This is a genomic window from Adhaeribacter aerolatus (assembly GCF_007991635.1).
Taxonomy (GTDB): domain Bacteria; phylum Bacteroidota; class Bacteroidia; order Cytophagales; family Hymenobacteraceae; genus Adhaeribacter; species Adhaeribacter aerolatus.
In genome coordinates this window covers 50263-63431 of record NZ_BJYS01000031.1, presented here as the reverse complement: position 1 = coordinate 63431, position 13169 = coordinate 50263, and the positions used below count along the sequence as shown (strand labels likewise).

The window sequence follows — 13169 nt, the reverse complement described above, 5'->3', positions numbered from 1 at the left end:
CTAATTATGAAAAAATTAAGCAATCTATTTTTTGGTTTCCTGGCTGTTATCGCGTTTAGCTGCGACGACAATTCTTCCACGGACCCACAACCGGTAACCAAATCGGAGCAGGAATTAAAAGGCTCTATTACCCAGAATACCACCTTAAAAGCCAATACCACTTATTCCCTAAGCGGATTTGTTTATGTAGAAGATGGCGCTACTTTAACCATTGAGCCCGGCACTTTAATTAAAGGTGGCCCGAAAGCCGGAAAAGGTACCCTCATTATTAAAAGAGGCGCCAAAATAATGGCCGAAGGCACGAAAGAAAAACCCATTGTTTTCACTTCTTCGCAGCCCAAAGGCAGCCGGGCACCCGGCGATTGGGGTGGCTTGGTAATTACCGGTAAAGCCCGCCATAACCAGGCTTCAGATCCGGTAATTGAAGGCGGCCCCGATGCCCGCTACGGCGGAACCAACGACGACGATAATTCTGGTGTTCTGAAATATGTACGCATTGAGTTCGCCGGCGTGGCCCTGGAACAAGATAAAGAAATTAATGGCCTGACGATGGGTGCCGTAGGTTCCGGTACCCAAATCGATTACGTGCAGGTTTCTTACGGCGGCGATGATGCTTTTGAGTGGTTTGGCGGTACCGTTAGCCCCAAACATTTAATTGCTTACAAAACCACCGACGATATGTTCGATACCGACTTTGGCTTTACCGGCAAAGTGCAGTATGCGCTGGGTATCAGCGACCCGAACCTGTCTGACCTGGCCGGTGCTTCTAACGGTTTTGAATCCGACAACGATGCCGCCGGTTCTACGAATCAGCCTTTAACCACAGGGGCTTTCTCCAACGTTACCCTGGTTGGACCAATCACGCCGGGTTCTGGTCAAAAATTTGGACAGGGCGCGCATTTGAAAAAAGGTACCAGCTTATCGATTTATAATTCGGTTATCTCCGGCTGGGCCAAAGCCATTACCATCGATGGTACTTCTTCGGAAGGCTATGCTACCAACGGTAAGTTAAATATTAAAAATACGGTAGCAGTAGGTACCGTGGGTAAAACCGGTTCTTCCGATTTTGATGCGAATGCCTGGTTTACTACCGCCGCTTTCAACAACCAGGTTAAAACCCAAACGGAGTTAGGTTTAGGTAAGGCGGCGCCTTTTCTGCCGGCTACCGGTTCGCTACTATTAACCGGAGGGGCCAACGTAAATGGCTTCGAGAATACCAATTACCGGGGTGCATTTGGTAATGCCAACTGGACCGAAGGTTGGGCCAACTTTGACCCACAGAACACCGACTACTAATATTTAAGATAATATATTGCACATCCGAAGGGTGAGAATAGGATGTTGCAATAACACAGCTTAGCAGCTTAGTCTCCTGCTCTGTCTGTGGAGCCTGCCAGATTCTGGCAGGCTTTTTTTATTTTCTTATTGTTTGTTGGGGTAAGGCCTTTAAATGGTAACAATTTAATAACATTTAAAAGCTAGTAAGCATGGTATCTTTATCTAAAATGAAGGTGCTATGGAAACTATAAAATTTAATACCCTCCTAACCGATTTAAAGCCCCTGATGCAAAATGTAGAAGTAGTAATCGGTGGCTATGTAACGGACGAAAATTCTGTTCGGTGTAAAACGCTTGAACTTTGTGCCACTTCGGCCGGAACAGAAAAAGTGGATTATTACGTAAACGAAAAAGACCAGCTATTCAGCATTCATTTCGCACGCATGCTGGACTTGCGGTTATCGGTTTGTGCCATAGATTTTTTTCCTGATTATAGTCGAAATGAGATTAATAAGGTAGATGCTATTATACATAAAGAATTAAGCGCAAAGTATAAGTAGCATCTTTTTGATTTCAAATATATTTAAGCTAACAATGAGCGCTTAGCTACGTATTATATTAAGCTACAAATATATTTAGCTCCTGTATAAACTAAAAAAAGAAAAAACTATGGGCAAAGGGAAGAAAAAGAAAAACAAGAATAAATCTTTTTACAAATCGGTGAAACCATTTATTCAGGATAACCGGGTATTGTATTCTATTTTGGGAGCAGTAGGTGTTGGCGTGGCTTTGGCTTCTGCTTTTGGCACCGAAAGAGGTCGTTCTATGGTCGATAAACTTACTTCGGCTGTAAAAGATTTAGTACCAGATCAATTAACAGCCGATAATGCAGAACCGGAACTAATCGTTCCGGAAAGAAAAATTAAATCAACAAAACAGTTTGCAGCCGAGTAAAAAGGTTCAGCTCAGAAAGCTAATATTTATACCATTACAAAACAGGGCCTGCGCTTAAAAGTATACTATTGGTCATGTTGAGCTTGCCGAAGGATCTATTACACTTTTGAAAAATAGATTCAGCTATTTCGACAAGCGCAACATCACCGCAATATTTTAAGCGCATAAACCTCCTTATATTGGTATTACTGCTATCTTCAAAAAAATATTTTTTATTTTACAAGAAATAAAAAACCACTTCTCTAAATTCAGGGAAGTGGTTTTTTAGTGTAAGCCTATAGTATTTAATTATTTTCCTGCAACGTAGCCAGGAAACTAACTACATCCCGGATTTCCCGTTTGGTAAGCAAATATTGCATATTGGGCATACTCGAAGGCGCGTTGGTCCGTTTGGCCACCTGGTCTTTCCGGACAACGGTATTCGGCTGGTCGCCCACTTTTACGGTTAGTTCGTTATCGGTTTCTCCTTGCAGTACCCCACTAACGGTTTTTCCGTTTTTCAGCGTCAGGTTAACCATCCCAAAGCCGGGCGCTAACCGGGCGCTGGGGTTTATCAGGGCTTCCAGTAACTGTTCGCGACTTAAACGGCTGGCTACGCCATTTAACCGCGGGCCGGCATTGCCGCCCAGGTCGTCGTAAGAATGGCAACGGATACATTGGGCGGTTTGGTGCCGGAAAAATATTCTTCGGCCTAAATCTGCCTCGCCGCCAAATAAAGAGCCTTTAAAAGAAGCGGCCGAAGCATCCGGCGATAATTTGGCGGTAATAGCTTTGTGCCGTGCGATTAACTGCGGCGAGCGAGTGCTGTCGATGGCCTCAGCCAGTTCCAGGTGAATTTCCGGAGCCAGCTTACCGGTTTCCATTTGCTGCAACAAACCGGTAAATACTTTTTGGGTATTTTTTACCGGCAGTTTACCCAAGGTTACCAGGGCAGCCTGCTTTTCTTCGGTGGTGCGGGTATTAATTACATCGGTTAGTAAAGAAACCATGAGGTCTTTCGACATATTGGTTTTAGCCAGTAAATCCAGGGCAGCTACCCTTACCGATTTTTCCTGGTCCGATAAAGCTTGCTCAATGGCTTTGCCAATTTGCTTGTCTTCTAAAGTAGCTAAGGCCCGCAAGGCTTCAACCCGCACTTTGGGATCTTTGTCTTCTTTTAACCGGGCAAATAAAGCGGTAGAGGCCTGATCCAGCCGGAGTTTGCTGATGGCTTTAACGGCACTCATGCGTAAGGGCTGTTCCTGATGTGCCGCTAAGGAGATTAATGGTTCGGCAGTTGCTTTTCGCACGGCCTGCGCATCCCGCTGAATAACTCCGCGGTACCGGCCATCTACCCGGTCCAGTACCGATGGTTTGGCCCAGGTGCTCAGAGCATCCAGGGCTTCGGCCCGCATAGCAACCGGGCTACCTTCTTTTTTAGCATAATTAATTAGGTTTTGCATCGCTTCGGGCGTGCCCACCCGCAGGTTGGCATTTATAGCCCGCCGTAAAAGCGGCTCGTTTGTAAAGCGGGTGTTCTGTAAAACGTTGCCTAAAGCGGGTAATGCTTCTTTAATAGATAAGTCGTCGTTAATGGCACGAGCAGCTTCGGTTACAATATATTCGTCCTGGTCCGAAAGGAAGTTGGCTACTCCCGGGTGGCTCATCCGGCGCAGCGCCACCACGGCGGCAAGGCGCAAAGCCCGCGACGAGTGGTTCGATAAAGCCACGATTGGTTCGGCTTTGCCAATCCGCGCGAGGGCCAAACTACCCGCATGCCGGATATAAGTATCTTCGTCGTTGTTGGCAATCACCAACTGAATCAAAGGATTGATGGCCGGTTCGTAAGCTATCCGGCCCAAGGCTTCGGCGGCAAAGAACCGGGCCCGGCTGTTGTTATCTTTTAACACCGGCAGCAACGCTTTGCCGGCTTCTGCGTAACGTACATCGCCCATCCATTTAGCGGCCTGCGCGCGGATTTCCGGATCTTTGTCTTTTAATAATGGCAATAAGGTTTTGGCATAACTTTTATCCTGGCGGGCTAACTGGCTAATGCCCCAGATGCCGTGCACCCGGGCCAACTGGTTTTTAGTTTGTTTAATATTCTTCCGGAATATATCCGCACCCTTGGCGCCGCGCTTGGCTAACTCAAACTGGGCTTTCTGGCGCACCCGCATGTCTGCGTTCTGCAGCAAATTGCTTAAATAATTTTCCGATTGTTTTGTTAAGTCCTCGGCGAGTAATTTTTTGGTTTGCTGCCGTTCGGGCCAGTTAGCACCGGCTTTATCGTCGAGTTTCCAGATGCGGCCGTATTCTTTCGTATCCCAGCCGTCGATCCAGTCGGCCAGGTACATGGCACCGTCCGGGCCGAAATCCATGCCGGTAGCCAGCACCCCCCCCATTATTTTTTTTGTTTCGCCTAACTCAAAAGTAGCGCCTTTGGGCTTAAGCTTAAACGCATGAATGCCCGAACGGGCCGGGCTGCCCACAAACTCGGATACAAAAAAAGTGTTTTTGTATTGCGGGCTCAAGGCGGTGCCGGGGTTATATAAAAAGCCGGAGGGTCCGCTTACGTAGTTGATAATGGGCGGGGTAATGTAAGCGGCCTGTCCTTCAAAACGAGGTTTAAACAACTGTTCATCCATCCAGACTTTGTAAATATTATTTTCCGGGTCGCGGTATTTGCCGTATTGCCAGTTGCTGCGCCATCCGGTATCGGAGCCGTTTACAATGTAAACCAGCCGCTCTTTTTCGCCGGGGTGGTCACCGTCGTTGTCTTCGCTAATCAGGTTGCCGTATTCGTCGAAAGCAAACTCGTGGGTATTGCGTACGCCGTGGGCAAACACTTCAAAATCGCTGCCATCGGGGTTAGATCGCACAATTACACCGCTGTTGGGGTATTCCCATTTCTGCCCGTCGGGTCCTTTGCCGTTAAAACCAATATCGCCAATCTGCCAGTAAATTTTGCCGTCCGGTCCCATTTCCAGGCCCGACATGCCGTGGCCGCCAAACCCAATGTGAATGCCGTAACCGTGCGAAATAGAAGTTTTTTCATCGGCAATGCCATCGCCGTTTTTATCTTTCAGGCGCCATAAATCTGGGGCTACCGCCACAAAAATATCGCCGTTGTAGGTCATAACCGAGCCCACCACATCGGTAACCTCTTCGTGGAAATCTTCTACCACCAACTGGCTCAAATCGGCTACGCCGTCGTTATTCGTGTCTTCCAGGCGGTAAATGTGTTCCTTTTCTACGGTCATGTCGCGCCAGTCGTGCGAGCCGTCGCTGTTCAGGTCTTTCAGCCATTGGTTTTTCAGGCTGTTGGCCGGCGATAAAACACTGCGCAGAAAGGCCCGTTTGTCTTCAATGGTTTGGAGTTGAATAGAAGGGATTTCCCAATCCTGGTGGCCCCGGATATCGAACTCTGAATTTTTCTGGCGGTTGGTGCGGGTATAATATAAATGGCCCAAATCATTTAAATGAATGCCAATCGGGTCGGCCACGAGCGAGTCAACGCCCCAAATTTTCAAGGTAAGCCCTTCGGCCAGTTCGGGCGTAACCACTGCTTCAATAGATTTGGCCAGCGCAACCGCTTCTGCCGGTACCATGCGCTTGATACGCTTGCCTACGGGATCGTCGTAGGTAAAGCCGGCCAGTAAGAGGGCCGGCAGCAGGGCCGCTGCCCAGTAACGTTTTTTGTTTTTACTAAAAATGGTAAAACCTTTTTTCATGGTGGACTAGGTAATTATTAACTGAGGAAGGATGAAGTAAATAAATATGCTGACAAATCAGGTTACAATAATGCTTGCGGGCAAAGGGCTCTTAGGTAATTTTATTTTCAAACTTATGTGTTATAATGCTGTTTTTTAAAAGTAAAGGATTTTATATACGGCTTAAATAAACATTAACCGGCCCCTATAATCCGAATAGATACCCTAAATTTAATGGGTTCTTCTTAATAATTTAGTAAATATTCAACAGAATTTAGTCTTCCTACAACTGTTCCGGCGGAAGTTCAAACTGCTCTTTAAGATTGATGAGCACCAATTCAGGATTTTCCGGATAACTGATCCTGGGTCTGGGCTATTTATAAACCAGCATTCATTTAAGTTAAACTCCTGCTTTTACCTTCATTACAATACATTATGCCGAAGTAACAAAACTAAAAGAAATGAAAGCTCTTTAAGAATTTCACATTTCTAAATTTTAAAGGTTTAAATATTCCGGATTCATCGATTCATTCCGGCAATCCGTCGATTGGTAGGTTTTAATTTGGCTTTGTTGGGCGGTTAAATTTTTTTCGGCACTTGATTTGAATAAAGGTAAGCAACCAGGTTGCATAACCTGGTAAACGAAAGATAAATGAATATTTAAAAACCAGAAAAGATGAAAAAGTACGCAGCCATGATTGCCTTGGGTTTAGCCACGCTGGCCGGAACCGCCAATGCCCAGCAAGTTCCCCAAAAAGATAACCGGAATAATTACGAAAACCGGAACGACCAAAACCGGGGTGAAAGAAAGCAAAAAGGTGAATTTCGCCGGAACGCCGATCGCCGGGATAATATTTCTCCGGAAGAAAGAGCTACCCGCCAAACTGAGAAATTGAGCCAACGCCTGGATTTGAGCACCAAGCAGAAAAAAAAATTACAAGCCTTAAACCTGAAGCAGGTCCAGGAAATGGAAAGTTTCCGTGGCCGTAACAACCAACCGGGCACCCGTAACCAAAATAACCGGGAAGGGATGAAACGCCTGCACGCCAGCTATGATAAAGAGTTGAAAGACATTCTGAACAAAAAGCAATACGCCAAATACCAGGAAGAACGCAAGCAAATGCAAGCCCAGCGCGAAAACCGCAATAACCGCGACGGCGATAACAACGGCCGGTTCAGAAGAGGAAATAATGGCTAATTGCTGATTGTTTTAAAGTTTAAAGGTTGATTACCCAGGTATTTGATTCCTTATTTTTTAAAATCAGGCAGCAATAATCCAGGGTAATAAAACAGAAGGGGGGCCGGAATATTCCGGCACCCCTTCTGTTTTATTACCCAACTTACCTTAATCCGGGGTTAATAATTTTAGAATAATATTAGTGCAAACCTGCATCATGGCTTATCCCACTATTGGTGTGGGCAGGGGAGGATTTGTTATGAACACTTTACTCTTTCATTGAAACAGGAATAAAATAACTTTAGGAGGATATTGGATTGATTTGCTCTAACCAACAGTTTAATCCATCCCCCTTCGAAAAGGACTTTAGATAATATATGTACCCGGAAAATTACACATAAAAGCTTTATCCGGATACTTTTAAAACCGGCGGAGCATCATGTGGAAAGAGCTGGGTATTCAGAACTACATTGCTGAATTCCCGAATGGGTTTATTGCTCTCGATTAATTCAATGAGCATTTCGGTGGCAATCTGCCCCATTTCGTAAGCGGGCTGACGCACGTAACTGATAGAAGGTTGCAGCAGGTTAATAACGTCGGAATTGGAAAAACCGGCAATGGCTATTTCCTGCATATTGCCCGGGTTAAACTTTTTTAAGGCCGTCAGGCAGCCGGTGCTTAAACGGTCGCTGGCTACAAATATCGCATCGGGTTTATCCGGCATCTGCAAGATGCGTCTTACCGCTTCTTCTACCTCTTCGTAAATCATGCCGCCGTGGTGGCAATATTGCACATAATCTTCATTAAAAGGCAGATTATGCGCCTGCAGCGCTGCTTTGTAGCCTTCCAGCCGCTCGGGCGTAATTGAAAGATGGGGTGCATTGGCCAGGTGGGCAATTTTGGTGTGGCCTTCCTTAATTAAAAGTGCCGTGGCTTCAAAAGCGCCTTTTTTGTTATTAGCGGTTACTTTATGGGTTTTAATACCTTCAATTACCCGGTCGAAAAATACCAGGGGCAGGCCCTGTTCGTGTAGTTGTTTTAAATGCGAAGTGTCGGTTGTTTCGGCCGACATTGAAACCAGCAAACCATCGACGGAGCGGTTGGCCAAATGCTGCACATTTATTACCTCCCTTTCGTAAGAATCGTGGCTTTGGGAAATAATAACGTGGTAACCTTTTTTATAAGCTACCGATTCAATCCCATTTATGGCCTGCGAAAAGAAACTATTGGCAACTTCGCACACAATTACCCCAATAGAGTAACTCCTTCTTTCTTTTAAGCTTAGCGCAATCGGGTTAGGCTTGTAGTTTATCTTTTCGGCATAATCCATTACCAGCCGCTTTGTGTCTTCGCTTATTTCGTAGCTGTCGCGGAGGGCCCGCGATACAGTAGAAGTAGATAATCCTAAAGCTTTGGCAATATCTTTAATGGTGGTAGGTTTATACATCCAGCCGGAAGAATCTTAAACAGGTTATTTTTAACCTAAATATAGGTATAATTAAGCAGAACAAACCTAAAAAGCATTTTCATTTTGTGGTTGTACCCGGGTTTACTGTGGCTGTCTGCAAACGATACCGGCATCGATTGCATAAAAAAATGTTTCTGCCCCGGCCGTTATTTGTCTGCTATTCTGTAAAATTGAAATTGGCCGCTGTTGATTAAACTAAATTGCCCGGATTTTGGCAAAATTCAGCCGCTTACCTGCATAGCGCACCGGTTTATTTTAAATATTTTTCTTCTGATGAAAACGACCTTCTTAAAATTCTTCTGCTTCTTTACGCTTTTGCTTTTAATGGCTTTTGCTTTTCCGCAGGAGAAGAAAAAGTTTAAGGTTTATTTAATCGGCGATTCGACCATGGCCATTAAAGACCCCAAAGCATATCCCGAAACCGGTTGGGGCATGCCTTTTGTTTACTTCTTCGATTCGTCGGTAGAAGTAGATAACCGGGCGAAGAACGGCCGCAGCACCAAAACCTTTATCGCCGAAGGGCTTTGGCAACCGGTAGCCGATAATTTAAAAGAAGGCGATTACGTGCTTATTCAGTTTGGCCACAACGACGAGGTTAAAACTAAAAAAAGTTATTCCACGGAAGAAGAATTCCAGGCCAACCTCAAACGCTACGTAACCGAAACCCGCCGCAAAAAAGCTGTTCCTATTCTGCTAACACCCGTGGCCCGCCGCAAATTTAACGAAAGTGGTAAAGTTGAAGGCACCCACGAGGTATATGCCGAACTGGTGCGCAAAGTAGCCAAAACCGAGAAAGTACCTTTAATTGATATGGATGGGAAAAGCCAGGCCTTGCTCCAGCAATTTGGGCCCGAGACTTCTAAATTATTGTTTCTGCAACTGGCGCCCGGCGAACACCCCAACTACCCCGAAGGCAAAGACGACAACACCCACTTTAATGAACTAGGCGCGCGCTTAATGGCCCAACTGGTTTATGCCGAACTAAAAAACCTGAATCTGGAACTGGCCAGCCGGTTTGTGAAAAAAGAGAGCAGCAAATAATCTGGTAAGCGCAGCGCTAAGTCATAAAAAAGTACATGCAAAAACTTACAACCTTAATTCAAAGCAGTTTATTAATATTATTGTTGGGGGCAGGCGGGGTGCAGGCGCAGCAACTGGCTTTTCCGGGTGCCGAAGGTTTTGGAAAATATGCTTCCGGGGGCCGGGGCGGTAAAGTAGTAGCCGTTACCAACCTGAACGACGACGGCCCCGGTAGTTTCCGGCAGGCCTTTAACCAGTTTCCCGAAGAGCCGATTACGATTATTTTCCGGGTGGCCGGCATCATCGATTTAAAATCACCGGTTCGGATTAAGCGCTCCAACGTAACGGTGGCGGGCCAGACGGCACCCAGCGATGGTATTACACTCCGGGGGCATTCGTTTATGATAAACGGCGCGCGGTCGGCTAGGCAAGGCGGAAACCATGGTAATATTATTATCCGGTATTTGCGTTCCCGGCCCGGTGGCACCCTGGCTTCCGGTTTGTACGGGTTCGATATGGAAAACTGCCACACTGTAATCGTAGACCATTGTTCTTTTAGCTGGGCGAACGAGGAAGTAGCCGCCATGTACGATACCAAAAATGTTACGGTCCAGTGGTCGATTATCAGCGAAGGGTTATATAATGCCGGCCATGCGAAGGGCGTACGGGGTTACGGCGGCGTGTGGGGCGGCCAGAATGCCTCTTACCACCACAACCTGCTGGCGCACCTCAACAGCCGGGCCATCCGGTTTAACGGCGCCCGGGCCCACGATACGCTGGCCGTGGTAGATTACCGGAACAATGTTGTTTACAACTGGGGCAATGCCAATGCGGCCTACGGGGGTGAGGTAGAAATCCCGAACGGAAAATCGCAGGTAAATGTGGTAAACAATTACTACAAACCCGGACCCGGTACCGCCAAACAGCTTTTGTTTTTTCAGGCCAGTTATACCCCCGAAAAAGCCAAAGGCATTGGCCAGTGGTATGTAGCCGGCAATAAAATCGAAGGTGCACCCGCACTAAGCCGGAATAATTGGGCCGGGGTAGATTTAAGCCGTTTACCCCAAACAGACCAGGCAGCCGCCAAATCCCAGGAGGCTTTTCCGGTAAAGGTAATGTTGCCGGTTCAAACCGCCGAAGCGGCTTATAGTGCCGTGTTAGCCGATGCCGGGGCTAAATTACCCATGCGGGATGACGTCGATAATCGCATTATCCGGGAAACTAAAAACAAAACTACTTCGGGAACGGGGTCATCGGGCAAACCCGGCATTATTGATGCTCCGGCTGCCGTGGGTGGCTGGCCAGCTCATAAAACCGCGGCTGCCCCTGCCGATTCAGACCAGGATGGCCTACCCGATGCCTGGGAGCAGAAATACGGCCTTAATCCGCAGGATGCCACCGATGGCAATAAAGATGGGAACAACAATGGCTATACCAACCTGGAGGAATTTCTGAATGGCCAGGATCCGGTAAAAACCAAAACTGCACCTACATCAACCAAAACCAAACTTAAATCCTAGTTTAACCCAGCCCCCGCGTAACTCCCATGAAAGCTTCAGAAAAAATAAATATTAAAACCATTCGGCTATATTTTATCTGGCTTTGCTTAGGCTGGCTGAGCGTTTTGCCCCTATGGGCGCAGCAGCAATACGATTTTGTAGTGGCCCAGGATGGCAGCGGTCATTTTAAAACCGTTCAGGAAGCGATTAACGCCGTGCCGGATTTTCGTAAAACCCGGACTACTATTTTTATTAAAAACGGCACCTACAAAGAAAAACTGGTTCTGCCCGCTTCTAAAAACCTGGTTACCTTTATCGGCGAAGATGTAAAGAAAACCATACTCACCTACGATGATTATGCCCAGAAAAAGAACCGGTTCGGCGAAGAAATGGGTACTACCGGGTCTTCCAGCTTTTTTATATTTGGCAGCGATTTCATTGCCGAAAATATTACGTTTGCCAACAGCGCCGGACCAGTGGGGCAGGCCGTAGCCGTACGCATAGAAGGTGACCGGATATATTTTAAAAATTGCCGCTTCTTGGGTAATCAGGATACGCTCTATACCTACGGCGAAAAAAGCCGCCAGTATTACCAGAATTGTTACATCGAAGGCACCGTCGATTTCATCTTCGGCTGGTCTACGGCTTATTTCGATAATTGCGAAATATTTTGCAAGCAGAACGGCTACATCACCGCGGCCTCCACGCTGCCTGAAACGAAATACGGTTACGTTTTCCGGAACTGTACGATTACCGGCAGCGCGCCCGAACATTCTTTTTACCTGGGCCGGCCCTGGCGCCTGTATGCCAAAACAGTTTTTTTGAACTGCCAATTAGGTAAACAAATTAAACCCGAAGGCTGGCACAACTGGGATAAACCCGAAGCCGAGAAAACCACTTTTTACGCCGAGTACAAAAGCACCGGGCCGGGTGCTAACCCCCAAAACCGGGTAAAGTGGGCCAAACAACTCACCGATACCGCCGCCAGCGCGTTTACCCCCGAAACAGTACTCGGCGACTGGCGGCCAGGCACCGAATACAAAGCACCAGCCCGTTAACTTTAACCGATTGGGCGTAACTACCACAACAACATGAAAAAATTAATTCTTTTATTCTGGACTTTACTCTCGGCTTGCTCTTTGTATGCCCAGCCCACCACTTACCCCAGTTCTTTTACGGTGGCCCAGGATGGCAGCGGCCAGTTTAAAACCATCCAGGAGGCAGTAAATGCCGTGCGCGACCTTTCGCAGCAGCAAGTAATTATCTATATTAAAAGCGGCATTTATAACGAGAAAGTAATTATTCCTTCCTGGAAAAAGAAAATAACCCTGCGCGGCGAAAGCCGGGAAAACACGGTAATCACGAACAACGACCACACCGGCAAACCTTTTCCGGGCGGTAAAGACCCATCCGGCCGCGACAAGTACATGACTTTTACTTCTTACACGGTGCTGGTACAAGGCGATGATTTTGTGGCCGAAAATTTAACCATTCGGAATACGGCCGGGCGGGTGGGGCAGGCGGTGGCTTTACACGTAGAAGGCGACCGGGTAATTATCCGGAATTGCCGCCTGCTGGGTAACCAGGATACCTTGTATACTGCTACCGCTGATAGCCGGCAATATTACCAGGATTGTTACATCGAGGGCACCACCGATTTTATTTTCGGCGAAGCCACGGCGGTATTTCAGAACTGTACCATCCACAGTTTAACTAATTCTTACATCACGGCGGCCTCCACTACGCCGGAGCAAGCCTTTGGCTACGTTTTTTTCGATTGCGAACTAACCGCGGCGCCCGAAGCCCAAAAAGTTTTTCTGGGGCGGCCCTGGCGGCCTTACGCCAAAACCGTTTTTATCCGGACCCGGATGGGCAACCACATTGTGCCGGCGGGCTGGGATAACTGGCGCAACCCCGAAAACGAAAAAACGGCCTTTTACGCCGAGTACAAAAGCATCGGTGCCAATGTCATGGGCCGGGTTAAATGGGCAAAAACTTTATCGGCCAAAGAAATAAAAAAGTACACCTTAGATAATATTTTCCGGGGCGAAATTTCCTGGCGTCCGGTTATTACCCAAAAGTAAA

The 13169-nt window shown here is 47.0% G+C and carries 10 protein-coding genes; 8 read left to right on the top strand and 2 right to left on the bottom strand.

All coding sequences use genetic code 11. The features are described from left to right. Window positions 1–6: 6 nt before the first annotated feature. The 3 genes from AAE02nite_RS19015 (at window position 7) to AAE02nite_RS19005 (ending at window position 2231) form a co-directional block, all read left to right on the top strand. Complete coding sequence (locus AAE02nite_RS19015) at window positions 7–1296, top strand: beta-helix domain-containing protein (RefSeq protein ID WP_146901485.1); 1290 nt, start codon at window positions 7–9, stop codon at window positions 1294–1296. A gap of 220 nt (window positions 1297–1516) precedes the next feature. Beyond that, window positions 1517–1837 carry a hypothetical protein gene (locus AAE02nite_RS19010; RefSeq protein WP_146901482.1) on the top strand — a complete coding sequence of 107 codons (321 nt, stop codon included), beginning with the start codon at window positions 1517–1519 and terminating at the stop codon, window positions 1835–1837. Between the two features lie 109 nt (window positions 1838–1946). Then, a complete protein-coding gene (locus AAE02nite_RS19005; RefSeq protein ID WP_146901479.1) occupies window positions 1947–2231 on the top strand; it encodes a hypothetical protein in 285 nt (94 codons plus the stop codon). 284 nt (window positions 2232–2515) lie between these two features. On the opposite strand, the gene AAE02nite_RS19000 is transcribed toward AAE02nite_RS19005, so the two are convergent. Continuing rightward, window positions 2516–5941, bottom strand: coding sequence for a HEAT repeat domain-containing protein (locus AAE02nite_RS19000; RefSeq protein ID WP_146901476.1), 3426 nt, complete (start codon window positions 5939–5941; stop codon window positions 2516–2518). Window positions 5942–6596: 655 nt separating this feature from the next. On the opposite strand from AAE02nite_RS19000, the gene AAE02nite_RS18995 reads away from it, so the two are divergent. Then, window positions 6597–7118: a DUF4890 domain-containing protein gene (locus AAE02nite_RS18995; RefSeq protein ID WP_146901473.1), complete on the top strand. Its 522-nt coding sequence runs from the start codon at window positions 6597–6599 to the stop codon at window positions 7116–7118. Between the two features lie 385 nt (window positions 7119–7503). Here the strand turns inward: AAE02nite_RS18995 and AAE02nite_RS18990 are convergent, their stop codons facing one another. Then, the gene (locus AAE02nite_RS18990) at window positions 7504–8544 is read right to left on the bottom strand and encodes a LacI family DNA-binding transcriptional regulator (RefSeq protein WP_146901471.1); all 1041 of its coding nucleotides are present in this window, start codon (window positions 8542–8544) and stop codon (window positions 7504–7506) included. Window positions 8545–8838: 294 nt separating this feature from the next. Here AAE02nite_RS18990 and AAE02nite_RS18985 point away from each other — a divergent pair, with 294 nt between their 5' ends. Genes AAE02nite_RS18985 through AAE02nite_RS18970 form a run of 4 tightly spaced genes read left to right on the top strand, consistent with a single transcriptional unit; the run spans window position 8839 to window position 13168 of the window. Continuing rightward, complete coding sequence (locus tag AAE02nite_RS18985) at window positions 8839–9606, top strand: rhamnogalacturonan acetylesterase (RefSeq protein ID WP_146901468.1); 768 nt, start codon at window positions 8839–8841, stop codon at window positions 9604–9606. Between the two features lie 35 nt (window positions 9607–9641). Then, window positions 9642–11105 carry a pectate lyase family protein gene (locus AAE02nite_RS18980; protein ID WP_146901465.1) on the top strand — a complete coding sequence of 488 codons (1464 nt, stop codon included), beginning with the start codon at window positions 9642–9644 and terminating at the stop codon, window positions 11103–11105. Window positions 11106–11131: 26 nt separating this feature from the next. Continuing rightward, a complete protein-coding gene (locus AAE02nite_RS18975; RefSeq protein ID WP_146901462.1) occupies window positions 11132–12142 on the top strand; it encodes a pectinesterase family protein in 1011 nt (336 codons plus the stop codon). 33 nt (window positions 12143–12175) lie between these two features. Beyond that, on the top strand, window positions 12176–13168 hold the full coding sequence (locus AAE02nite_RS18970) for a pectinesterase family protein (RefSeq protein ID WP_146901460.1): 993 nt from the start codon (window positions 12176–12178) through the stop codon (window positions 13166–13168). Window position 13169 lies beyond the last annotated feature (1 nt).